The organism is Devosia subaequoris, from assembly GCF_014197055.1.
Classification (GTDB): Bacteria; Pseudomonadota; Alphaproteobacteria; order Rhizobiales; family Devosiaceae; genus Devosia; species Devosia subaequoris.
This window is the reverse complement of the sequence record NZ_JACIEW010000001.1, coordinates 727,772-751,142: the sequence shown is the minus strand read 5'-3', so window position 1 is coordinate 751,142 and position 23,371 is coordinate 727,772. Positions and strand designations below refer to the sequence as shown.

General features: G+C 61.5%; 25 protein-coding genes. 17 read left to right on the top strand and 8 right to left on the bottom strand.

Features of this window, described 5'->3' with window-relative positions; genetic code table 11:
• Window positions 1-19: 19 nt before the first annotated feature.
• Both GGR20_RS03570 and GGR20_RS03565 read right to left on the bottom strand, forming a co-directional pair.
• On the bottom strand, window positions 20-715 hold the full coding sequence (locus GGR20_RS03570; RefSeq protein WP_210283069.1) for an RES family NAD+ phosphorylase: 696 nt from the start codon (window positions 713-715) through the stop codon (window positions 20-22).
• Window positions 709-1,119 (bottom strand): MbcA/ParS/Xre antitoxin family protein, encoded by a 411-nt coding sequence (locus GGR20_RS03565; protein ID WP_183309821.1) that lies wholly within the window; start codon window positions 1,117-1,119, stop codon window positions 709-711. Before GGR20_RS03565 ends, GGR20_RS03570 begins: the two co-directional genes overlap by 7 nt.
• Window positions 1,120-1,272: 153 nt before the next feature.
• On the opposite strand from GGR20_RS03565, the gene GGR20_RS03560 reads away from it, so the two are divergent.
• Both GGR20_RS03560 and GGR20_RS03555 read left to right on the top strand, forming a co-directional pair.
• Entirely contained in the window at window positions 1,273-2,781 is a 1,509-nt protein-coding gene (locus GGR20_RS03560; protein ID WP_183309820.1) for a helicase HerA-like domain-containing protein, read from the top strand.
• 1 nt (window position 2,782) lies between these two features.
• Window positions 2,783-3,334, top strand: a complete 552-nt coding sequence (locus GGR20_RS03555; protein ID WP_183309819.1) for an LOG family protein — start codon at window positions 2,783-2,785, stop codon at window positions 3,332-3,334.
• Window positions 3,335-3,399: 65 nt separating this feature from the next.
• Here GGR20_RS03555 and GGR20_RS03550 read toward each other — a convergent pair whose 3' ends face one another.
• From GGR20_RS03550 to GGR20_RS03540, 3 genes are all read right to left on the bottom strand, one after another.
• On the bottom strand, window positions 3,400-3,951 hold the full coding sequence (locus tag GGR20_RS03550; RefSeq protein WP_183309818.1) for a response regulator: 552 nt from the start codon (window positions 3,949-3,951) through the stop codon (window positions 3,400-3,402).
• Window positions 3,952-4,327: 376 nt separating this feature from the next.
• Window positions 4,328-4,933, bottom strand: coding sequence for a superoxide dismutase (locus tag GGR20_RS03545; protein WP_183309817.1), 606 nt, complete (start codon window positions 4,931-4,933; stop codon window positions 4,328-4,330).
• Between the two features lie 99 nt (window positions 4,934-5,032).
• A complete protein-coding gene (locus GGR20_RS03540) occupies window positions 5,033-7,111 on the bottom strand; it encodes a S9 family peptidase (protein WP_183309816.1) in 2,079 nt (692 codons plus the stop codon).
• Window positions 7,112-7,324: 213 nt separating this feature from the next.
• Between GGR20_RS03540 and GGR20_RS03535 the strand changes: the two genes are divergently transcribed.
• From GGR20_RS03535 to GGR20_RS03490, 10 genes are all read left to right on the top strand, one after another.
• Entirely contained in the window at window positions 7,325-9,745 is a 2,421-nt protein-coding gene (locus GGR20_RS03535; RefSeq protein WP_210283041.1) for a putative monovalent cation/H+ antiporter subunit A, read from the top strand.
• A complete protein-coding gene (locus GGR20_RS03530) occupies window positions 9,742-10,167 on the top strand; it encodes an MnhB domain-containing protein (RefSeq protein WP_183309815.1) in 426 nt (141 codons plus the stop codon). Before GGR20_RS03535 ends, GGR20_RS03530 begins: the two co-directional genes overlap by 4 nt.
• A 1-nt stretch (window position 10,168) precedes the next feature.
• Window positions 10,169-10,546: a Na+/H+ antiporter subunit C gene (locus tag GGR20_RS03525; protein WP_116589696.1), complete on the top strand. Its 378-nt coding sequence runs from the start codon at window positions 10,169-10,171 to the stop codon at window positions 10,544-10,546.
• Window positions 10,547-10,550: 4 nt separating this feature from the next.
• On the top strand, window positions 10,551-12,158 hold the full coding sequence (locus GGR20_RS03520) for a proton-conducting transporter transmembrane domain-containing protein (protein WP_183309814.1): 1,608 nt from the start codon (window positions 10,551-10,553) through the stop codon (window positions 12,156-12,158).
• Complete coding sequence (locus GGR20_RS03515) at window positions 12,155-12,634, top strand: Na+/H+ antiporter subunit E (RefSeq protein WP_183309813.1); 480 nt, start codon at window positions 12,155-12,157, stop codon at window positions 12,632-12,634. The genes GGR20_RS03520 and GGR20_RS03515 overlap by 4 nt, the downstream gene beginning before the upstream one ends.
• On the top strand, window positions 12,631-12,939 hold the full coding sequence (locus GGR20_RS03510) for an MrpF/PhaF family protein (RefSeq protein WP_183309812.1): 309 nt from the start codon (window positions 12,631-12,633) through the stop codon (window positions 12,937-12,939). Before GGR20_RS03515 ends, GGR20_RS03510 begins: the two co-directional genes overlap by 4 nt.
• Window positions 12,939-13,277, top strand: a complete 339-nt coding sequence (gene mnhG, locus GGR20_RS03505) for a monovalent cation/H(+) antiporter subunit G (protein ID WP_183309811.1) — start codon at window positions 12,939-12,941, stop codon at window positions 13,275-13,277. Before GGR20_RS03510 ends, mnhG begins: the two co-directional genes overlap by 1 nt.
• Before the next feature lie 144 nt (window positions 13,278-13,421).
• A complete protein-coding gene (locus GGR20_RS03500) occupies window positions 13,422-13,844 on the top strand; it encodes a Ros/MucR family transcriptional regulator (protein WP_116589701.1) in 423 nt (140 codons plus the stop codon).
• 161 nt (window positions 13,845-14,005) lie between these two features.
• Window positions 14,006-14,365, top strand: coding sequence for a helix-turn-helix domain-containing protein (locus tag GGR20_RS03495; RefSeq protein ID WP_183309810.1), 360 nt, complete (start codon window positions 14,006-14,008; stop codon window positions 14,363-14,365).
• Window positions 14,358-14,843, top strand: coding sequence for a DUF6456 domain-containing protein (locus GGR20_RS03490; RefSeq protein WP_183309809.1), 486 nt, complete (start codon window positions 14,358-14,360; stop codon window positions 14,841-14,843). Before GGR20_RS03495 ends, GGR20_RS03490 begins: the two co-directional genes overlap by 8 nt.
• A gap of 79 nt (window positions 14,844-14,922) precedes the next feature.
• Here GGR20_RS03490 and GGR20_RS03485 read toward each other — a convergent pair whose 3' ends face one another.
• Window positions 14,923-15,351, bottom strand: a complete 429-nt coding sequence (locus tag GGR20_RS03485; RefSeq protein ID WP_183309808.1) for a SufE family protein — start codon at window positions 15,349-15,351, stop codon at window positions 14,923-14,925.
• Between the two features lie 174 nt (window positions 15,352-15,525).
• Window positions 15,526-15,819, bottom strand: a complete 294-nt coding sequence (locus GGR20_RS03480; RefSeq protein ID WP_183309807.1) for a hypothetical protein — start codon at window positions 15,817-15,819, stop codon at window positions 15,526-15,528.
• Window positions 15,820-16,158: 339 nt separating this feature from the next.
• Between GGR20_RS03480 and GGR20_RS03475 the strand changes: the two genes are divergently transcribed.
• Genes GGR20_RS03475 through GGR20_RS03465 form a run of 3 tightly spaced genes read left to right on the top strand, consistent with a single transcriptional unit; the run spans window position 16,159 to window position 19,533 of the window.
• Window positions 16,159-17,970 carry a PAS domain-containing sensor histidine kinase gene (locus GGR20_RS03475; protein WP_183309806.1) on the top strand — a complete coding sequence of 604 codons (1,812 nt, stop codon included), beginning with the start codon at window positions 16,159-16,161 and terminating at the stop codon, window positions 17,968-17,970.
• Window positions 17,967-19,184, top strand: a complete 1,218-nt coding sequence (locus tag GGR20_RS03470) for a peptidoglycan-binding domain-containing protein (protein ID WP_183309805.1) — start codon at window positions 17,967-17,969, stop codon at window positions 19,182-19,184. Before GGR20_RS03475 ends, GGR20_RS03470 begins: the two co-directional genes overlap by 4 nt.
• Window position 19,185: 1 nt before the next feature.
• A complete protein-coding gene (locus GGR20_RS03465; RefSeq protein WP_183309804.1) occupies window positions 19,186-19,533 on the top strand; it encodes a DUF1491 family protein in 348 nt (115 codons plus the stop codon).
• Window positions 19,534-19,638: 105 nt separating this feature from the next.
• Here the strand turns inward: GGR20_RS03465 and GGR20_RS03460 are convergent, their stop codons facing one another.
• On the bottom strand, window positions 19,639-20,781 hold the full coding sequence (locus GGR20_RS03460) for a DUF2336 domain-containing protein (protein WP_183309803.1): 1,143 nt from the start codon (window positions 20,779-20,781) through the stop codon (window positions 19,639-19,641).
• Between the two features lie 353 nt (window positions 20,782-21,134).
• On the opposite strand from GGR20_RS03460, the gene GGR20_RS03455 reads away from it, so the two are divergent.
• Both GGR20_RS03455 and chrA read left to right on the top strand, forming a co-directional pair.
• Window positions 21,135-21,962 (top strand): hypothetical protein, encoded by an 828-nt coding sequence (locus GGR20_RS03455; RefSeq protein ID WP_183309802.1) that lies wholly within the window; start codon window positions 21,135-21,137, stop codon window positions 21,960-21,962.
• Window positions 21,963-21,985: 23 nt separating this feature from the next.
• Entirely contained in the window at window positions 21,986-23,344 is a 1,359-nt protein-coding gene (gene chrA, locus GGR20_RS03450) for a chromate efflux transporter (protein ID WP_183309801.1), read from the top strand.
• Window positions 23,345-23,371: the final 27 nt, after the last annotated feature.

Genomic DNA, 23,371 nt, shown 5'->3' with positions numbered 1-23,371 from the left:
CGCGGACCGGCTCAAGCTCTCAAAGCCCGAAGATCGCGCCTGTCCTGCAATTGCGGATGCGATCGACATGATTTCCGACCCAGTGATAGTCGAAGTGGTCGGCCTGTATCGGCACGGGGATCAGGTCTGGCCAGAAGATGGCTGCGCACTCACCCGCCCTGGCGCGAACGCTGCGATAGACGATGCCATTGCTGCCGGCGCGCCGAAGCTGCCGACCCAGAGCCTGGGACACCTGATAGTCGTCAGGGTCATGAAGGCGGTCGAACGGGCGAGCATCATGCAGGTCGAGTTCGAGCCGGTTGACCAGCATGCGAAACTGGGAAGTCCAGCCCGGCGCTTCAGCGCTCGCGGCCATGGCCCGGCCGTGATGATGCGCCACCTCGCGGATTGCGACCTCTTCGGTATTGCCGACGCTGTAAATCCCATAGCTGCCATCGGTGAAACGGCCGGGCCTGTCGTGGCTGACATGCACGAATGGCGCCATGAGATAGCTCGCGCCCGGCCCGCCGACGCGCCGTTCGGGCGGCACCAGATCGAGCCGGCCCAAATGGTCCCACAGACGCGGATTGGTTTTCGATTCAGCCGAAGCCAGAGCCTCCCAGTCGCGGGGATCAGCAATATCTTCGAACAGGTCGATCGGCGGGTGGATCGAGCGGATCAGACGGTACGCTTTGGGCCAGGTGACCGGCGCCAGGGCCAGGGTGTCGTTCACCAGCCGCCACGCTCGGAATCGAGATAGCTGCGCACCCGCGCCAGAGCGAACAGGCTGCCCTCGGCCATGACTTCAACCGGCGTGCGGCCGCCAAAATCCCGGTTGGGTTTCCTGACCCAGGCATAACCGCGTTCCGGGTCGGTAAAGAGATAGCGCAGGCCCTTGTGAATACCCATCAGGAGCGAAAGGCGCGTGGCCAGGTCGCGGTCGATCCGGCCCGGTTCACCGGCTTTCCAGCGAGCATGGGTCCGCGCGGCCAGCCCGCCGAGGATGTCGCGGGCCTCGGCGTCATTCACACCCCAGCGCTCGAACAGTCGCATCACCGCGCGCGCCATCGCTGCCGACTCTGCACCCGTGATGGTAGCGAGTTCGGGAATGGCTTCTGTCCGTGGCAATTCATGCAACATGGGTTGCTCCTTTTGGCATAAAATATGTTCAAATACGCCAAATGGCAAGATGTCGACGTCTAAAACGCGGCCTGCCCGCTTGTCACTTGCTTGTTCCGGGCGCCGCTGGGCCGCTATAAGTACGGCCAATAACGGACAAACAGGTGGCGCGGCATGCTCGTGGACGGCGAAATTTTCTTGGGCGTGAGCGACAAGCCGGAATATCTCAAGCTCAAGTACGCCAATCGCCACGGGCTGATTACCGGCGCAACCGGCACTGGCAAGACGGTGAGCCTGCAGGTGCTCGCAGAAGGCTTTTCGGCGGCGGGTGTGCCGGTCTTTGCCGCCGATATCAAGGGCGATCTCTCTGGCATTTCCCGCATGGGCAAGGCGCAGGACTGGCAGGCACAACGCGCCGAAGAAATCGGCTTCACCGATTTTGCCGACGATATCTATCCGGTCATCTTTTGGGATTTGTTCGGTAAGCAGGGGCACCCGGTCCGCGCGACCATCTCGGAAATGGGGCCGGTGCTGCTCAGCCGCATTCTGGACCTCAACGACACCCAGGAAGGCGTGCTCAACATTGCTTTTCGGGTCGCCGATGAGGAAGGCCTGCTGTTGCTTGATCTGAAGGATCTGCGGGCGCTGCTGGTGGAGGTGCAGGAGCGGGCGCGCGAGATTTCCGCGCGCTACGGCAATGTCACCACCGCCTCGATCGGGGCCATTCAGCGTGCGCTCCTAGTGCTCGAACAACAGGGCGCCGACCATTTCTTCGGTGAGCGGGCGTTGGTGATTGACGATCTGATGCGCACCGATGCCGATGGGCGGGGCGTGGTCTCGATCCTGGCGGCCGACCAACTCATGCAATCGCCAAGGCTTTATGCCACCTTTCTGCTCTGGTTGCTCTCCGAACTGTTTGAGGAGCTGCCCGAGGTGGGCGATCCCGACAAGCCCAGACTGGTGTTCTTCTTCGATGAAGCCCATCTGCTGTTCGATGATGCACCAAAGGCACTGGTCGACAAGGTCGAGCAGGTGGTCAAGCTGATCCGCTCCAAAGGTGTCGGGGTCTATTTTGTGACGCAAAATCCGGTCGATATTCCCGAGAGTGTGCTGGCCCAGCTCGCAAATCGCGTCCAGCATGCCTTGCGCGCCTATACGCCGCGCGAGCAGAAGGCGGTAAGGGTGGCGGCCGAGACGTTCCGGCCCAATCCGGCATTCTCGACCGAAGAGGCCATAACCCAGCTTGGCATTGGCGAGGCGCTGGTCTCCGTGCTCGAAACCAAGGGTGTACCCTCCATGGTGGGACGCACTTTCATCCGCCCGCCGTCGGCGCAGGTCGGCCCAATCTCTCCGGCCGAACGTGACGCGGCGCTCGCCAATTCACCGGTTGGCGCCCTCTACGACACCGTGCTGGACCGCGAGTCGGCGTTTGAAGTGCTGCACAAGCGGGCGCGCGAGAAGCAATTGGCCGAGGAACGTGCCGCCTTGGAGGCACAGAGGCTCGAAGAAGCCGAACGGCTGGCCAAGGAACGGGCGCGTGCCGAAAAGGCGGCAGCGCCCCGCCGCAGCACACGCCAATCGCCGACCGAAGCGGCAATGACCTCATTTGCCCGCACGGTGGCCAATACCCTGGGCCGGGAATTGGTGCGCGGCATCCTTGGCGGTCTGAAGGGGAGGCGCTGATATGGCCAATCCCGAGCGGACCTCTGTCACGGTCGCCATCTTTGCCTCTGACAAGGGGCCGGGTGATCCCGAACGCGCCAGCCTGATGGGCGAAGTCGGGCGCGTTTTCGCTCGCAAGGGCGCCCGCATGCTGTGTCTGGCCGAACAGGGCGTCATCCCTGTGCCATTGATTACTGCTGCGCGCACCGCCGGAGGCGTCGTCGAGGTCGTGGCGGATGAGAGTATTGTATTGCCACAGGCGTTGACCGGGGTGCCCATCACCGTGCTGCCGGACAAGGCGGAGAGACAGGCCTATCTCGCCACGCAGAGCGCGGCCTTCGTGGTGCTGCCAGGATCGCTTGCTTCGGTTTCAGCACTTTTTGGCGCATGGGCCTCAGGCGCTTCACGCCCGGTGGTCATGCTCAACCGGCATCGCGCCTTTGAAGTGGTGCGCGGCTTTGCCGCCGATGTGCTGGCCGCGTCGGTGCCCCACTACGATCGCAATATCCAGTTCGCTGATACCGTCGAGGATCTGTGGAACAAGGTGGTCTGGGTATACGAGCAGCGGCCCTAGGGCTCTTCCAGTAGACCGGCGATGCGCCGTTCTCCGGGCTCGCCCGCGCAATTGGCGGCGAGCGATCAGGCCAAAGGGCTCTGATCCGGCCGCGCGGCGCGGCGCTCGGGAAATAGTGGCACGACATTGTCCGTGTAACGCCGCCCCGGATGCGGCTCAGGCGTGCGCATGGGCACGCGATTGCGCCGTTCCGGCCCGCGATAGCCAAAGCCCAATGCGCCGATAACGCTGCGATTGAGCAGGCGCGCCTGCACCCGCTGCAGCAGATGGCGTGGCGACATCGGCTTGACCAGCACCTCGTCGATGCCGGCGCTGATCGCCTGCTGGCGCATGGGCGGCGTAATGGCGCGGGTCATCGCGATTACGGGCAGGTCCCGCGATACCAGACTTGGGTCGAGGCGGATGGCTTCCACCATCTCATAGGCGGGGCGGCCCTCGCGGTCGAAGTCAACCACCAGCATGTCGAGCGGGGCGATGCGCATATAGGCGAACAGCTCCGCCTCGCTGTCGAAGGGACGGACGCGAAGCCGCGAGTCGCCTGCCAGCACCATGGTCAGCAGAGCGCTAAGGGCCGGATTGGCTGCCAATATGGCGATAGTTTTGCCCGCAGCGGTCACGCAAATCACCTTCGTTTCGTTAAGCCTTCGTTAACATGCTCAAACGGGGGATAGAAGAGCGTGGTTCCAGTTCTCAAGAGACAATAGTGCCATGCGGCACCGCGACAGCTCGCGCCCGGCATCCGGCGTTGGCGTGACCAGGGCGCCATTCCGCGCCGTGCCAAGATCCTGGCTTGTTGCAGCATCGCCGTGGGGGTGGCGTTTTTCTGGATCGGCGCTAGGCCCGGCTATTGGCGATGGCTCACCGGCGCCGCTATTTTGGGCGGCAGCGCGGGCTATATTCTCTCCCGGCCCAATGGCTCGACGCCAGCCAAGGCGGAATAAAAAAAACGGCGGGATCGCTCCCGCCGCTTGTATTCTTCATGAAGCGCCACAATCAGGCGGTGGCTTCCTCGAACATCTTCTCCACATATTCCCAGTTCACCAGATTGTCGAACCAGGCCTCGAGATATTTCGGGCGCGCATTGCGGTAGTCGATGTAGTAGGAGTGCTCCCACACATCGACGCCCAGGATCGGGCTGGCGCCATTGACCAGCGGCGATTCCCCGTTCGGGGTCTTGGCCACTTCCAGCTTGCCGTTCTTGACCGCAATCCAAGCCCAGCCCGAACCGAACTGGGTGGTGCCGGCCGCGATGAAGTCGGCGCGCAGCTTGTCAAAACCGCCCAGGTCGCTGTCGACTGCCGCCTGCAGCTTGCCCGGCAGCGACTTGCCGCCGCCATTGGGCTTCATCCAGTTCCAGAAGTGGATATGGTTGTAATGCTGGCCTGCGTTGTTGAACAGGCCCGCATTCTTGCCGTGGCTTTCCTTGACGATCTCTTCAAGGCTCTTGCCCTCCAGGCCGGAGTCTTTGAGCAAATTGTTGCCGTTGGTCACATAGGCCTGATGGTGCTTGTCATGGTGAAACTCCAGGGTTTCTGCTGACATATAGGGACCCAGTGCATCATAGGCATAGGGCAGGGCGGGCAGTTCAAACGTGGTCATGTTAGCCTCCGGTTGGATTTCAGGATGACGCTGGCGCGAGCCGCATTTCGGCTCCGGTTATAGGCACATGCGCTTGGCGCAACAATGTCGTGCTGGCAACTAACCGTCCAATCCCGCTGACTTTATTGCAAAAGCATAGCACTGGGCGGTTTCCTTGAGACGGTCGAAGCGGCCGGACGCACCGGCATGGCCGGCGCTCATATTGGTCTTGAGATACAATGGTGCATCCCCGCTCTTGGTTGCCCGCAGTTTTGCCACCCATTTGGCCGGCTCCCAATAGGTCACCCGCGGATCGGTAAGCCCGGCCAGCGCAAAGATCGGCGGATAGGCCTGGGCCGAGACGGCCTCATAGGGAGCGTAGGCCGCGATGCGGGCATAGTCTTCCGCGCTGGTGATGGGGTTGCCCCATTCGGGCCATTCCGGCGGTGTCAGGGGCAGCGTGTCATCGAGCATCGTGTTGAGCACGTCGACAAAGGGCACCTGGGCAATGATCCCCCCCCAGAGATCGGGCCGCAGATTGGCAATGGCACCCATCAGCATGCCGCCGGCCGAGCCTCCCTGCGCAATGATCTGGCCCTGCTGCGTGTACCCGGCCTCGATCAGCATTTCTGCCGCAGCGATGAAGTCGGTGAAGGTGTTGGTCTTGTGCTCGCGCCGGCCCTGCTTGTACCAGCGATAGCCCTTGTCCATGCCGCCGCGAATATGGGCAATCGCGTAGACAAAGCCCCGATCGACCAGCGAGAGAACCGAAACCGAGAAGCTGGCGGGCATCGACATGCCATAAGAGCCATAGCCATAGAGCAGCGCTGGGTTGGACCCATCGAGCTGTGTGCCCTTGCGGTAGAGCAGGGTCACCGGCACCTGTTCGCCGTCACTGGCCGTGGCGAAAAGGCGTTTGGTCTCATAATCGGCAGGGTCGTGGCCCGAAGGCACTTCCTGGGTCTTGAGCAGGGTTCGCGCGCCGGTTTCGAGATCGACATCGAACACCTGGCTGGGCGTGGTCGGCGAGGAATAGGTCAGCCGGAACACGCTGGTGTCGAACTCATAGCCAGTCGACATGCCCAGCGCATAAGCCTCTTCCTCAAAGCCAACGATCTCCTCCTTGCCCGTGCGCAGGTCGCGCGCCACGATGCGCGGCAGGCCGTCCTCGCGTTCGAGCCGGAGCAGATGGTTGGACAACACCGCGATGTCGAGGATGAGCACACCCTCGCGATGCGGGACGAGATCGGTCCAGTTCTCGGCGGCAGGTTTGTCGGTCGGAGCGGTGACGATCTTGTAATCCTCAGCCCCATCCGCATTGGTGCGGATATAGAGCAAGCCACCACGCTCTTCGAGCTCGTATTCCCGATCCGTGACGCGCGGCGCGACCAGCCGTGGGTCGCCACCGCGTTCGGCATCGATCAGCCAGACTTCGCTGGTCTGGTGATCATGCGCGTCGATGACGATGAACTTGTCCGAAAGCGTCTTGCCCACGCCGACAAAGAAGCCGGGGTCCTTTTCCTCATAGACGATGGGGTCATCGGCCTGCGCCGTGCCCAGTCTGTGGTGGCGCACACGGAACGGGCGGTGATTGTCGTCATATTCTGTATAGTAGAAGGACCGGCCGTCGGCGGACCACACAGTGCTGCCCGCCGTATCCTTGATGGTTTCGACATCCTTGCCGCTGGCCAGTTCGCGCACGACGATATCGAAATATTCCGAGCCGGCCCGATCGGCAGCCCAGGTGATGTAGCTGTGGGAGGGATCATGCCCGGCCCCGGCAAAACCAAAGTAACCGTCCCCTGCCTCCACGTTGCAGTCGAGCAGCACGGTTTCCTCGCCACCATTGCGCGGCGTGCGGACGATGAGCGGGTACTGTTTCCCCTCCAGCATCCGCGTGTTGTAGGCCCACTCACCGTCAGGTGATGGAACGCCACTGTCATCTTCTTTGATACGACCTCGAATCTCCTTGTAGATCTTGTCCTGCAGATCCGCGGTCGGCTGGCCGAATTCGGTCTCGTAGTAGTTGTTCTCGGCCTCGAGATAGGCGCGGATATCCGGATCAAGCGTTTCGGGATTCTGCATCACCTCCTGCCAGTTTTCCGCGCGCAACCACGCATAGGGATCATCACGGGTGATGTCATGATGCGTGTGCGAATGCGGAATGCGCCTGGCAATGGGCGGGGTAGCCTTGGTCATGATGTCTCCGGACGGGTGGGCGGCGGGCTGCCACAAGAACTTGCCACAGGACATAGGCCGCTCGACCCGGCTTTGCCACCCCCGCAGGAGATCGAAATCTGTTGGCCCTTTGGTCGCACCCCGACCGATTCCGCTTGTTCCACGGGCCTCAATCAGTAAGGTCGCAAGCCAAATCCATCGGAATCGCGCTTTGGCGAGAAAGGAGTGGCAGCATTGGGGTCGTCATTTGAGGCAGGCATAGGTCTTGCTGCCGTTGCACCCTTCGTGGCTGCCATTCTGGCACCCTATATCCAGCGTTTCGCTGGCGCATTTGCGGGCTGGATCCTGGCGATCATTCCGGCCAGCATTTTCATCTATCTGCTGGGATTTGCCGATACCATCATTCACGGCGAGACGGTTTCCAGCGTCATTGAATGGATCCCGGCCTACGGCATCAACCTGTCCTTTCTGGTCGATGGCCTTAGCCTGATCTTTGCGCTGACCATTTCGGGCGTCGGCACGCTGATCATTCTCTATGCCGGGGGCTATCTGGCCGGGCATCACCATCAAGGCCGGTTCCTGGGCTATATGCTGGCCTTCATGGGTGCCATGCTTGGACTTGTGCTGGCAGACAGCCTGCTTGCCCTGTTCCTGTTCTGGGAACTGACCTCGGTCACCTCCTTCCTGCTGATCGGCTTTGACCACTCGCGCCAGGCGGCACGACGCGGCGCCATCCAGGCGCTGGTGATCACCAATATCGGCGGCATGTTCCTGCTTGCAGGCGCCATCCTGGTCTATCAGCTTGCCGGGACCTGGGAGATGAGCGCCGTGCGCGAAATGGGCGAGGTGCTGCGCGGCAACGAGCTCTATTTGCTGGTGCTGATCTGCTTCCTTGGCGCAGCTTTCACCAAATCGGCCCAGTTCCCGCTGCACTTCTGGTTGCCCAATGCCATGGAAGCGCCGACACCGGTGTCAGCATTTCTGCATTCGGCCACCATGGTGCAGGCGGGCGTTTATCTGCTGGCGCGCCTGACGCCCTCGCTCGGGGGCACGGATGTCTGGACCAGCACGCTGGTGATCTTCGGCGGCATTACCCTGATCTGGGGCTCGCTGGGCGCGCTCAAGCAGACCGATCTCAAGCAGATATTGGCGCAGACCACGATTGCCTCGCTTGGCCTGTTGGTGCTGCTGATCGGCCTTGGCAGCGATTACGCGATTTCCGCCATGGTGGTCTATTTCGTTGCGCACGCCTTCTACAAGGCGGGCCTCTTTATGGTGGCAGGCGCCATCGACCACGAGGCCGGTACCCGTGAAATCACCGCGCTCGGCGGTCTTGCCGAAAAGATGCCGGTCACCTTTATCGGCGCGGCGCTGGCGTCGCTTTCAATGATCGGCCTGCCGCTCACCATTGGCTATTTTGCCAAGGAAGAAATGTATCTGGGGCTGATGAGCGGTGAATGGACCGCCATCCTGGTCATGATCGTCCTGGTCGCCGGCAACGCCATGCTTGCCGGTGTCGCGCTGCTGGTAATGATCCGTCCGTTCCTCGGTGAAGCTGTGGGGACACCCAAAAAGCCGCATGAAGCGCCCATCGCCATGCTGGCAGGTCCCATCCTGCTTGGTGCCGGTGGCATTATTGCCGGCATTCTGCCCGATTGGCTGGGCCATGACGTGCTGGTGCCCGGAGCCTCGGCCATTCTGGGGCGCGCCGTGAAAAGCCATCTGACGCTGGCGCTGGATTTCACCAGCCTGCTGCTCTGGCTGTCCGCTCTGACCTGGCTATTGGGCGTTCTGGTCTATCGCCAGGCCGACACCATCCGCACGGTGCTGCGCCGTTTCGACAAGGCTCTTGGCTGGACGGCCGATACCGTGTTCGACATCGTCATGTTCAGCCTGATCCGTTTTTCGGGCGCTGTGACACGCTTCCTGCATCACGGGCAACTTGAGTTCTACCTGGTGATCGTCTTTGCCGCGCTGGCCGCAGCCCTGTTCGGCCCCATGCTGGTTTGGGGCGGGCTCGATTGGCTCGAACCAACTGCGGAACTGGGAGACTGGAGCCAGCGTCTGATCATGCCGGCCCTGGCGCCCTATGAATGGGGTGTCCTGGCGCTTGCGGTGTTCGGGCTGATTGCTGTGCTGATTGCCCAGTCGCGCCTTGTGGCTATCCTCTCGCTCGGTGTGCAGGGGACCGCTGTTGCCCTGATCTTCCTGCTTTTCGGCGCGCCGGACCTGGCTTTCACCCAGTTGATGGTAGAAATCCTCTCCGTGGTCATCCTGACCTTCGTGATGACCCGCCTGCGGCTCGATCAGCGCGATCACCGCCCCTTCGAAGACTGGGCCCGCGATGGAACCCTGGCGATCGTGTGCGGCCTTGGTGTCAGCCTGCTGCTGATGCTGGTGCTCAATGGAACGCTCGATACGCGTCTGTCCGACTTCTTCACAGCGACCAGCGTGCCCATTGCCCATGGCCATAACATCGTCAACGTGATCCTGGTGGATTACCGCGGCTTCGATACCCTGGGTGAAATTGCCGTGGTCATGGGCGCCGGCATGGCGGTTCTGGCCCTGTTGCGACGTCAGCAGAGGCGGGTGTCGACATCGCCGGAACCAGCCAAGCCCAAACGGGTCCGCAAGCCCAGGAAGGCCGCATCATGAACACGGTCATCTTCCGCACCCTGGCCCCCTTGATCGTTGCGATCATGCTGGTGTTCTCGGTCTATGTGACGCTGCGCGGGCACAATGAACCGGGCGGCGGCTTCATCGGCGGTCTGATCGCGGCTGCTTCCATCGCCGTGTTCGGCATGGCCGCTGGGGTTAGCGCGGTGCGACGGTCCCTGCGCTTCGACCCCATGGCAATTGCCGGTTTCGGCGTGGTGCTGGCCGGTCTTTCCGGCCTGGCGAGCCTGCTGACCGGTTCGCCCTTCATGACCAGCATCTGGCTCTATCTGGAGTTCGGCCCCAGCATCATCCCGCTCTCGACGCCACTGTTCTTCGATCTGGGGGTATTTTGCGTGGTGTTCGGTACGCTTTCGGCCATTGCCCTGTCGCTTGAAAGCGACCGCGAAGAGGATCTTTAAGATGGAGTATATCCTCGCCGCCCTGGTGGGCCTGTTCATCGCTATTGGGACCTATCTGCTGCTTTCGCGCTCGGTGATCCGCATGCTGATCGGCCTGACCATCTTCAGCAACGGGGTGCTGCTGCTGATTTTTACAGCGGGACGTCTGACCCAGGAAGTGGCCCCGATCGTGCCCCAGGGGCTTGATGTGCCCGAAGGCGCCATCGCCAATCCGCTGCCGCAGGCGCTGATTTTGACCGCCATCGTGATCGGCTTTTCGATGTTTGCCTTCCTGCTCGTCCTCGCGTTCCGCGCCTATCAGAGCCTGGATGCCGACAATACCGACACCATGCGCCTGGCCGAGCCCGACAATGCGCCCAACCCGCCGCTGAGCTACTGACCCCATGGCCACTCCCACTCCGACAACAAATCTGCCCCAGGCCATGATCGAGACGGTGGTCCCGGCCTCCGACTGGGTCATTGTCCTGCCTATCGCGCTTGCCCTGATGGGGGCCGCCGGGCTGATGATGTTCCGCCGCAGCAATGGCGCTCCGTTAATCGGTGCCGTGATTGTCGTTCTCGCCATTATTGCCTGCGAGATCGCGCTATTGCTCGAAGTGCTGGCCAATGGGCCGGTCAGTATGACCATGGGTCGCTGGCTGCCACCCTTCGGCATTAGCCTGACCGCTGACCTTTTCGGCGCGAGCTTTGCCCTGGCTGCCGCTGTGGTGACGCTGATTGTACTGTTCTATGCAGAATTGGACCGGGCCGATGCGGACGGCCGCGATGCCTTCCATCCCATGGTCCTGCTGCTGCTGGCCGGCGTCACCGGCGCGTTCCTCACCGGGGATCTGTTCAATCTCTATGTCTGGTTCGAGGTCATGCTGATCGCCTCCTTCGGGCTGATTGTGCAGGGCAACCGGCCACTGCAGCTCGATGGCGCAGTCAAATACGGGTTTCTCAATTTCCTGGCGACGACATTCTTCCTGATGTCCTTGGGCCTGCTCTACGGCCTGCTCGGCACACTGAATATGTCGGACATCATGCGTGTGTCGAACACGGCAGATCCCGCCGCCATGGCTGGTGTAGCGGCGCTGTTCCTGCTGGCCTTTGGCATGAAGGCGGCGGCATTCCCGGTCAATGCCTGGCTTCCGGCCTCCTATCACACCCCGCCCGCAGCCATATCGGCGCTGTTTGCGGGCCTGCTGACCAAGGTTGGCGCCTATGCCATGCTCCGCGCGCTTGTGGTGGTGCTGCCCGCCAGCCGTGACATGCTCGAACCGGTGCTGGCGTGCATCGCCATCGGGACACTTTTGATTGCGCCACTGGGCGCCATCGCCGAAACCAATCTGCGCCGCGCCATTGGATTTGTGGTGATCGGCGGTATCGGGGCGGTGATCGCTGGTCTGTCCATGCCCAGCCTGAATGGCGTTGCCGGGTCGGGACTCTATATCTTCCATGCCATCCTGACCATGACAGCGCTCTATATGGTCGCTGGTCTGGTTGAAAAGACCACCGGGCAAACCGATACGAGGCAGATGGGTGGTCTCTATGCCGCAAGTGCGCCGCTCTCCATTCTGTTCATCTTGCTGGTCCTGGCCTCTGCCGGCGTGCCGCCCTTCCTTGGCTTCTGGCCCAAGCTGTTGCTGCTCGAAGCCGGCCTCGACCAAGGCGTCACGGGCACCGCACCCGGTTGGGTGGGTACGACTATGGTCCTGGCATTATTGATAAATGCCGTCCTCACCCTCATCGCCGGCACTCGCCTTTGGGCCCACGTCTTCTGGCGTTCCGGTCCGGAAGGGCAGGGGTCCGAAAATGGTTCGGTGGCCCTCAAACCCTTCGATAAACGCGGCCAATTGGCCCTCGGCGCAACAACTTTCCTTGTGGTTGGCATCATGGTCGCCGGGCTCTGGCCGGGACCGTTGATGGAGGGCGTTAGCGCCGGCGCTGCCGATATCCTCGATCCGGCGCGCTATGTCGAGGCCACTGGTCTGGCAGGAGACGAGCTATGAGTACGGTCTTTCTGGTTGTCGTTCTCGCACTGGTCTGGGCCGGCATTTCGGGAAGCTTTTCCGGCGTCAATCTTCTTTTGGGCGGGTTGGTCGGCGGCGTGGCTGTTCTGGTGCTGCGCGAGGCTTTCTCCAGCCCCAAAGCCTTGCGGCGCATCCGACGTGTCATCTCACTGGCCGCGCTGTTCCTCTACGAACTGGTCGTCAGTGCGGTCCGTGTGGCCATCGTGGTGCTGCGTCCTGACTTGTCCAATGCGGTGCGCCCGGCCATCATTGCTGTGCCGCTTACAGTAAAATCCGACGCCGAAATCACACTTCTGGCGAACATGATCACGTTGACCCCTGGCACGCTCAGTGTCGACGTCGCGGCCGACAAGTCCGTGCTCTATGTGCACGCCCTGAGTATGACCACCAAGGACGCCATGATCGCCGACATTGCCAATGGCTTTGAGAAAAAGATCCACGAGGTGTTCGAATGACCGCCACACAGTTTATCGAGTGGGCGACATTGATTTCGCTCGTTCTGCTGGCCGTTGCGCTGCTGGTCTCGCTGGTGCGTATCGTTATTGGGCCGTCCTTGTCCGATCGTGTGCTGGCGCTTGACCTGCTGGCTGTTGTGGCCATGGGTTTCGTCGGAGCCATCGCCGTTAGAACCGGGCTTTGGCTTTACCTCGATATTGCGATCGCGCTGGCGCTGCTGGGTTTTCTCGCCACAGTGGCCCTCGCCCGCTACATCCTGCTGCGCGGTGTCCGGCAAAATCCGGCGCAGGGGGAGGGTCGCTAATGCTTGAGGGAGTTGAACTCTATCTCGGTGGTACGCTGCTGGTGCTGGGTGCAGCATTCACCCTGCTTGCCGCAATAGGGGTCGTGCGCCTGCCGGACCTTTATACTCGTATGCACGCGGCGTCGAAGGCCGGTGCGGTCGGTGGTGGCCTGATTCTTCTTGCAGTGGCGGTGTTGAGCCAAGATGCAGCGGTCTCGGTACGTGCCATTATTGGTGTCATGTTTGTCTTGCTGACTACACCTGTTGCGGCCCATCTATTGGCTCGTGCGAGTTATCTTACTGGTTATCGTCCATGTAATGATACTGTTATCGATGACATAGCCCAAAGCAACGAATAATATTCGTTGCCATAATTCCATTCCATATTACATGTTAAGCGTGCTTCTCGGGGCTTGCGCTTGCTAGTAAACGCTCATATTAAATCAGTAAGGCTAGTAACTGCCCTTGTTACGGCCCAATAAAAAAATATGGAAGGTTGAAAAATGAACGACGATACCGGCGCGTTCGCTGCAGTAGAGTCCGACCTGATCGAACTCAGTACAGAAATTGTTTCGGCATATGTCAGCCACAACGCGGTCAGCCCCGGCGACCTGCCCAAGTTGATTGCCGAGGTTCATGGTGCCCTGCGCGCACTGCAGGCCAATGAGAATCCGGCACCGGTTGAAGAACTCAAGCCCGCTGTGCCGATCCGCAAGTCCGTGGCCAATGACTTCATCATCTGTCTCGAGGATGGCAAGAAGTTCAAGTCGCTCAAGCGCCATTTGCGCACGCACTACAACCTGTCTCCGGAAGAATACCGCGAGAAGTGGGGCCTGCCGGCTGACTATCCGATGGTCGCGCCCAGCTACTCGGCGACGCGCTCCAAATTGGCCAAGGACAATGGCCTGGGCCGAAAGGCCGATTGATCAAGTCCACCACAGATCGACGCTGAATTGCTATGGCCGCCCCCCGGGGCGGCCATTTGCTTTTGGGCCCCCATCGACATTAGCGACTAACTTATCCCCGGGACGGGTGACTTTGGCTAAGAGATAGGAATATGATCCTATCTCGACCGGAGTCCCTTCCTATGGAACTAGTGAACCACAACGTTGCGCCGGCTTGTCTCGCGGTTCGTATTGACCAAACCGCGGTACGACAAGCGGCATTGTTGGTTGCTCAACATGCCGAGATTGACGTCGCAATGCTTTTTCACCGGCAACGCTGCCGCACGGATACCGCTCGCGCGCGCCAGTTGGCCATGTATCTCGCTCATGTCGTTCTTGGCGAAAGTCTAACCGATATAGGACTGGTCTTTGGTCGGGACAGGACAACCGTCTCCTATGCATGCAGTCTGATCGAAGACATGCGTGACGATTTGGATTTTGACCGCAAAGTCACCGATCTTGAACTGCGCCTGCAGACATTGGCGGGCCTCGATCATGTTTGAATTGCCCGACGCTGTTGCGCGCTTGTCGGGGGCGGGTGGTGATGACGGATTTCTGCACCAATACCACGTTGAGGCTGCGCGGCTGATCGCCAGGACCTTCGAGCGATCCATGCTGCGCCAACGGGTGACCATGGCTTATGATCCAACCCGTATTGGCAGTAAGGGAAGCGCGCATGGGCAATCCTGCCTCTCCGAAACGGTCGAAGATGCTCGGCAAAATTTGTCGCGGCTGGCGCAGCGCGTTCCTTCGGACTGCTGGGGCGTGCTTGCCGACGTCTTCGTTTATGACAAGGGCCTGCAACAGATCGAGCTGGAACGCCGCTGGCCGCGGCGGAGCGCCAAGCTGGTCTTGCGTATTGGGCTTGAGCAATTGGCGCATCTGATGGGGTTGAATGCTACGGCCAACGGTCGGGAGAGATCCAGAACGCAATCCTGGCTGCCCGAACGTCCCCCCATGTTTCCGGACCCGGAGAACTGACGATGCATGGGGCGGCGTCTGGCCGGTCTGGGAGCGCGACCCGCCAGGGCTACCGAGAAAGGCGGCTCCTACGCTTTGACTAAGCCAGGGCCGCCCGGGCTTCGCCGCGTATACGATTGACCATGGCCACTAGTCCATTGGAGCGTTGCGCGGTCAAATGTTCGCGCAGACCCAGTTCATCGAACAGGGCAATAGCGTCGGTTTCGGCAATTTCGCTCGCCGCCCGGTCGGAATAGAGTGCCAGCAGCACGGCGACCAGGCCCTGCACGATCATGGCGTCACTCTCGCCGCGAAAGCGCAAATGCGGCGCGCCATCGACACTGTCAGGCTCGGCAACCAACCAGACCTGCGAGACGCAGCCATTGACCCTGTTGTCCGCATTGCGCTCGGCCTCTTCGAGCTTGGGCAAGGCTTGTCCCAGTTCGATGAGGTAGCGGTAGCGATCTTCCCAATCATCAAGGAAGGAAAGGTTGTCGGCGATATCCTGAAAAGGCTGAGGCTGTGTCATGCGCCCTATCTAGGTGATGGATCGCCCCAATGCCAGAGCCATGCGCCGGTCAAGGAAAAAGCCGCAGATGCGGGGCAGCGCATCTGCGGCAGGAGCCGGGGGTCAATGGAGTAGCGTCGCTTGGGGAAGTGACACGACCCCCGGAGTAGATTCCAGCGCCGGGGCAGGCGCCTGTTATCCAGCGCGATCCGGCCGAGGTCGGGGCATCGGAACCGCGTTGAGTGCCGGCGTTGCATGCATGGGGGCGCCGGCAAGCTGGGTCGACCGAAGTGCCGCGGCGGCGACGGCCTTGCCGCCCAGACACTGAATTTCACTGCATTCTATGGCGTCGATCTGCGCAGCCACGAACTGGCTGCCGCGCGCCATTGCCTCACCGGAGAAATTTGTGGCGGCCTCACCCACATCCGCTCCAGGCCGGATGACCAGAAAGGCAAGGGTTAGCCAGAAGACTGAGCGAAGCAGAAACATGTTTTCCAAGTCCATCGAGGCCGGAGACCGGCCGGCTGATAGGACAAGGCTAGGGGCCGCAAATTAAGCGTGACTGGGGCAAGTCGATAAAATTTGAATCAAATGCCAACCGCTCCGGCAATCGGGCAAGACCTTGTTTACGCTAACTGGTGAAACACCCGCGCCACGAGCGTGAATCAGATCGATCGGGGGCAGGGCTTAAGCCTGTCTTAGCGGTTGCTGGCCGAGGCTCAAGTCAACAACGACCCGGCTTCAGTCGGGCGCAAATGGCTCGGGGAAGGGCCAGCGAACGGCCCCTGGGCGCAGGATTACAGGCGTCGGTTAGTGAGTTTTTTGTTGATGCGTAGCTTCATCCACTTCGGAGCCAGCAAACGAAGCGTCAGCGCTTCGTCTGGTACTGGTAACTGGCCCGAGCTGCTGCGCCGCGCAACCATTGCGAACAATGCAAAATTGCTTGCAGCTGCGGCGCTGCTGGGTATGGTCCCGGCAGTCTATGCCCTCGTTTTAGGTATTTCGGTCCCCTTCCTGTTGGCCTCGCTTGTGCTGGCTGGCGGGTTGATTAGCCTGGCGCTGCACCAGCGCGGCCAGCATGAAATCGCGGCCGCAGCGCAGGTGGCCACGCTGATGGCCACAGGCATGGTTTTGACGTTGGCTGACCCGCGATTGGGCGACGCTGGCATGGCCATGGCGGTTATGGGACCTGTGCTCGCAGGTTTGATCGCGCGCAGCCCGTTGCGCCGGCTGAGCTGGCTCGGTCTGGTGCCGGTAACGGCGCTAGGCATCGCTGCGGCCAGCCTGGGCTTGCCGGCGGTGCCCCTTACCGGCGCGGTCCTGACCTACTGCTCGGTTGCTGGATTTGCAGTGGCCTTCGCCGTCGTTGCCTTCAGCGCCCATAGGATCAACATGGCGTTCGAGGTAAATGATAAGGCCCAGGTCAGCGCCTATCGTCACCTGATCGAACATGTGCAGGACACCGTGCTGCGCCTGTCGACTGACGGCAACATTCTGGTGGCATCGCGGTCCTCGGAAACCCTGTTCGGCTGCCCGCGCTATCAGGTGGCTGGCTCCAGGCTTGCCGAGCGCCTGCACATCATGGATCGTCCCGCTTTCCTTACAGCTCTGGCCGATGCTGCGCAGGATGGTCGCAATCGCTTGATCGAGCTACGCCTGCGTCAGGACGATCCGCATGCGCGCAGCAATATTCCCTGCTTCCTGTGGGTCGAAATGCAGCTTTCACCGATCATCGATGATTCGACTGGCGACAATCATCGCGATGTCATTGCACTGTTGCGCGACATTACGGCCCGCAAGGACGCCGAAGCGGCCATGGCCGAAGCGCGCCGTGTCGCCGAAGACGCGTCGCAGGCCAAGTCGCGCTTCCTGGCGACCATCGGGCATGAGCTGCGCACGCCGCTCAATGCGGTGGTCGGCTTTTCGGAGATGATGTCGAGCGGTATCGGCGGGGATCTCTCGCCGACGCACAAGGAATATGCCGGCCTGATCCAGCAAAGCGGAAAGCATCTGCTTGAGGTGGTCAGCATGCTGCTCGACATGTCGCGCATTGAGGCTGGAAAGTTCGACATCCAAGCCGATTCCATGGATGCCGGCGCTATTATTCCGGCCTGTTTCGCCATGGTTGAAACGCTGGCCCAGGAGCGCAATGTCAGGCTGGTATCGGAGATCGAAGCGGGTCTGCCGCTGATCTCGGCGGATGAACGGGTCTGCAGGCAGATTGTGATCAATCTGCTCTCCAACGCCGTCAAGTTCAGCCATGAAGGAGGGCTGGTGACCGTTGCGGTCAAGCGGCAGGGGCAGTCGATCAACTTCTCTGTGAAAGATCGCGGCATCGGCATGGCTCCTGCAGACATGGCGCGAATCGGTGAACCCTTCTTCCAGGCTCAGGATGGCCTGAGCCGCAAATACGAGGGTACTGGCCTCGGACTGTCCATTGTCAAAGGCCTGGTTGAGCTGCATGGGGGCACATTGCGCGCCATGTCGGAGATCGGGGCAGGGACAACCATCACTGTTTTGCTCCCTATAAACGGTCCAGCAACCAAACCGGGCGAAACTGCCGACATTCTGCAACTTCATCGTGAGCCCGTGGCTGCGGCCCCCACTTCATGGCCAAACGAAAAAAGAAAAGCACAATGACGGCTTCGACCCTGACCCACCTGCCGCTTATGGCTGGCAGCGCCCTGCTTGGCACCGTAGGCCGCGCGGGGCTCTGGACCATTTCGCGCTATATGCGCGCGCCTCTGGCATCCACCGGCCTGCTGGCAATGGTGACCATGACCGCACTGGCGGGCAGCAATGCCCTGTTCTTCCAGACGGCACAGCATCCCTCGCCATTCTTTGCACCGTCGCGCCATGTTGTTGCGCCGCTGCCGACACCGATCGTTGAGCGTCCCGTTGCGCCGCAGGCCAGTTCAGTCGAGCCGGCCCCGCTGCTCCCCGAGCTGCCGCAAGCAAGCCCAGAGACTACCGGCAGCGTTGCGGCGCCGGTGCAGCGGATCGTGCCGGATGCGCCGGTGGGCAATGCGCAGATGTTCGCGGTGCAGAAAAAGCTCCTGGAGTTGCAGCTCTTCACCGGGGAAGTAGACGGCTATTACGGGCCCAAGACCGCCGAGGCCATTCGGGCGTTCGAACAGCGCAACGGCATGACCCCGACCGGCGCCAATGACCCGGTTGTTATCGAGGCCATCCTCGATGCGGACTCCACCGGGCGCGTGAGTGCCCCCGTCGCTACCCAGCCACAGGCTCTAAGCGCGCCGGCGCCGGTCGCCGCGCAACCGGTACCAGTGCAGCAGGTCGCGGTGGTGAGCGCTCCGGCTTCGACCGCAGCTCCAGTCGTACAGAAAGACCAGGATCGGGTGGTCGCCCGTTTGCAGACGTTGTCTCCGGCCGAGCAAGTGTTCGACGAGGTGGCCCAGTCGGCGGCCAGTACCATTGATTCGATCATCGCCGCTGTCGATGGATCGCGTGGTGGCGCCGGGACTGCCGGCAATCCGCCCATTCCAAGTGCGTCGCTACCGTCCCTGCGTCCGGATGCCCAGCCCGTTCAGCCGGTAGCTGCAGTCCAGACCCCACAGCCCGCCGCCCCGCAGGGCCAGGCCATCCAGCTTGCCAGCGCCGCTCCTGCTGCTGCTCCCGCAGCCATACCGCCCGCGACCGACGTCTCACTCGTCACCCAGATCCAGACCGGCCTGGCCAGCCTCGGCTTCTTCCGTGGGCCGATCGACGGCAAGCCGGGGCCGGAAACGGCACGCGCCATCCGCGAGTTCGAAAACTTCCACCGATACAGAATGACCGGGCAGGTGCAGCCAGACCTGGTAGAGCTCCTGCTTAAGGCAGGCGCGACGATCTGACGTGTCCAGCTTTCGCAGCGATTTGTGGTGCATGGCCTTCGTCCGGCGTCACAATGACATGGGCAATATGTGTGTCGTGGCGCGGCGCGGTGATCCCATAGCCGGACAGATCTTCATCGAGGTCGATCACCTTGATGGCACCTGCTCGCTGTTTACTCCGGCACCTACGATCTCTCGAGGCGACAGTGCGGGGCAGATGTTTCAACGTCGGTTCGCGCGGGTGGAGCCAGCCAAGGTGCGCGAACGCATCGACCAGGAAATCTCCTTCGATCCGGACCTCTGGGTGCTCAGCATCGATCTGCGCGGCGATGACCCGGGGATCGACATGGTCCGTGAGCCCAAGGCCTAGCCAGCATCCTTCGTCACCGGCATCGACTGAGGCGGCATAAAAGTTATTGCCGGGACAAGCCCGGCACTAACGATGCGATACGATGGTCAGTTTGTCGTTGCGAGCCTAGCTCGCACGGCGTACGCCGATCTTGGCCAGAGCCTCGATGGCCTGATCGATGACCGGGTTGTGAGCCGGGGTAACCGATGCCGTGCGCCGGCTGGCCTGGGTGAACGGCTGGTACTGCGGCTTGGATAGTTCGAGCAGGTTCACTTCGCCACGCCATGCACTCATCAGATAGGCCATGGATTCGGGCGAAACCGCGCCGAACAGCGTGGCAAAGTCCGCCAGGGCTCGTGAGCGTTCGCTGTCATGGCTGGTTGCGTGGATGAGCACTTTTAGCCCGTCATAGGCCGTGGAGCCGAAGGCCCGCAGGATGACGAACAGCGAGGCGCCGGTTACATCATGCGCAATCTGGCCGCAGCGCACTTCATCCAGCCCGGTGATCTGGGCCAAGAGGCGCGTGACCTCAGGACGGCGGTTTTCCGAGAACAGCTTCATCAGCGCCTTGGTCAGTTCACCGGTGGCCACCGAGAGTTGTTCGATAGTGCGGGAAATCGGAGCTGTCGGCGTCGTGCGGTTGGCAAAGGCCTGAATGACCTTGACGCGATGTTCGTCCGAGAGATCGAAAAAGGCGGGGGCTAACAGGGCTGCGTCGAAGTCGTCGCGTTTGCCCAGTGCTTCTGCAACCAGATGATCCATCTGTGCAGAGCGGGCGAGGGCGCTGAGATAGGCGCCGCGCGGCACGATATGGGTGTTGCCGGCGAGGGCACGATAGACCTTGCGCGAATTCATCTGGAACAGCTTGGCCAGGACCACATTGCTGAGGTTCGCGCGGGTCGCCAGCGTGGCGCAGGCGGGCACGTCATACCGGCTGATGGTGTCCAGCATGGTCTGGTCGGAAAGTTCGACCGCCCCTTCAAGGAACGGAATGAGGTCTTCGCCGATATTTTCCACAACCAGACGTTCGAGGGTCGGTGAAAGCATTTCGGCCCGTCCCAGGATTGCAGCTCCCTTGGCGCGGGCCTGTGGACCGGCGATGGGGAACAACCGCCCGGCCAGCGCCTCGAACTGTTCCATTTCGGGAGCAGTGGGCTTTCCGCGCCGCGCATAGGCGTCGCAGGCCGCGATCAGCAGCGTGTTGGTGCGATCGACACCACCGGTTTCGATCAGCAACTGAAAGGTCTCGTAGGGCTGAAATCCAAGCATATCCGGCGGAACCATCGACTCACTTCGCATCCGATTTGATGCAGGTCAGACTCTTGCCGCCAATTCGTTAGCAGACTGTTAACCTTGACGATCTCTTAATGCAGATCAGCGCGAGGGGCGTCGCGCTGGGACGAGACTACTCAACTCACTGCCCCCATTAGGGACGGGGGAGCGGCGTAGCATGGAGGCTAGCTTGGCTAAGCTGATTAAGTTCGAGAGGCGGAGAGCATCCGTCGGCGCTGAGAAACAAATTCCCGGCGACGCCCAGATCCTCATTTTCACCGGGGTGCGTTATGAACGCGGGACGCCGTCGCCACCAACCAATCACAGCGACAACAGGCGCAAGCGAAAGCGTGTCTGAACGCCGTCGCGGGTGGTTTTTCCGCACTTTCGCATTGATCGCCATGGCTGCTCTGGCGGCGGGCTGTGTGGCCCGGCCGGTCGGTGATTTCGGCCGCGCGCAACCCAGCGTGCTGCACGACCAGGTCATGCCCAATGCCGGCCAGCTGATTGCGACCAATCGCAAGGAGCCGGTTTCCAATTTCAACCAGACCGACCAGGAACGCGAGATGCACGATCGCACCTGGCGCTTCCTGATTGCAGCGCATAGTCGCGACTGGATGTTTGACGCCTCGGTGGAACTGCAGCGCACCCGGATCGGGCCGGCGCGCGATTACAGCTACGGGGTTGAGCGCTACTACACTTGGCTGCGCACGACGCAATACCGCTCCTCGCCGACGCGCTACAACACGGTCGGCCGGCACATTCTGGCCGATATCGATACGCTGCCCACGACGTTTCTGTCGATTTGCGCCGTCGAGGAGGTGGATCGGCAGCGGCGCGTGGCACTTGCAGAACTGAGTGGGATTGAAGACAGCGTTGCCGGCAATGTCGCGGCCCGGCACGCCGAAAACCAGTGGCATATCGAGTGGTTCGTGCGCGCGCTCAACTACCGCTATCAAAGCTATTCCTACGCGCTCGACCACCTGCTGGTGGAAACGCCCCATGAACAGTCGATGAGCGTGGACGAGAATCTGCGCCGCATGCGCCCCTGGGTCGACCGGGCCAATCGCGGCGATTTCTGTTCGTCCAATTCGGGAAGTGGCAGCGGCCATGGTGTCACCATACCGTCGCGCTTCCAGACCATGGTTTATGACAAAGAGGTTGTGGTACCCAAGTAGCGCTTCCTGTCTGAGCGGGTTCCATGAACGACATTTCCCCTCCAGCCCATCCCAGTTTCGCCCAGGCCCTGCATGTCTGGGCGAAAATTGGCTTGTTGTCATTCGGCGGGCCGGCTGGCCAGATTGCCCTGATGCACATGGAGTTGGTGGAGGACCGCCGCTGGATCTCGGAGGCGCGGTTCCTCCATGCGCTCAACTATTGCATGCTTTTGCCCGGACCGGAGGCCCAACAATTGGCAACCTATGTCGGCTGGTTGCTGCACGGATGGCGCGGCGGGGTGGCTGCCGGCGTGCTGTTCGTATTGCCGGGATTTGCGGTCATCCTGGCATTGGCGACTGGCTATGCGCTGTTTCAGCAACTCGACTGGGTCGCCAGCATCTTTTTCGGGCTCAAGGCTGCGGTTCTGGCCGTGGTGGTCGAAGCGCTGTTGCGCGTGGCGCGCCGGGCCCTCAAAAATGCCTTGTCCTATGGCCTGGCGGTGGGCGCCTTTGTCGCCTTGTTCTTCTTTGCCGTGCCGTTTCCAGCGGTGGTTTTCGTTGCAGGGCTCATTGGTTATGGCGTCGCGAAGAGGCGGCCGGACCTGCTCTCGGGCGGGGGGCATAAGCCTTCCGGCGCAGCCCTGGACGCCAGTGCGGTGATCGATGACACAACGATCCACGTTTCGCCGAGCTGGGGCAGGGCGTTTGCAGTAATCGGCATCTGGGGCGGTCTTTGGATCGCACCATTATCGGTGGTTGGCATCATCTGGGGGTGGGGCAACACGTTTTCCGACATTTTTCTGTTCTTTTCACAAATGGCGGTCGTGACGTTCGGCGGGGCCTACGCCGTGCTGGCCTATGTCGCGAGCGAGGCCGTTGGCACTTTCGGTTGGTTGCAGGCCGGTGAGATGCTCGATGGTCTGGCTCTGGCCGAAACGACCCCGGGCCCCCTGGTGCTTGTGCTCAGCTTCGTCGGCTACATTGCCGGATTTCGGCAATCGCTCGGCCTTGATCCACTTTGGGGCGGGGTGCTGGGAGCAAGCCTGGCCACCTGGGTGACCTTCGTGCCGTGCTTTCTCTGGATCTTCCTCGGGGCACCCTATATCGAGCGGCTTCGCTCAAATGTCGCGCTCGCCGGGGCGCTGGCGGCAATCACCGCGGCCGTGGTCGGCGTGATTTTCAACCTGGCCTTGTGGTTCGCACTGCATGTGATTTTCGACGAGGTAGGCCGGATCGAGGCGAGCATCATCTCCATGGCATGGCCCGTATGGGGCACGCTGAACTGGAGCGCACTGGTGCTGACCGTTCTGGCGGCGGTCTCGCTATTCGTTCTGCACTGGGGTGTACTGCGCACTTTGGCGCTTTCGGCGTGCGCCGGTTTGTTGCTGCAGTTGATTGTCTGATTGCCGGCTTGATGACTCGTCGTCCGA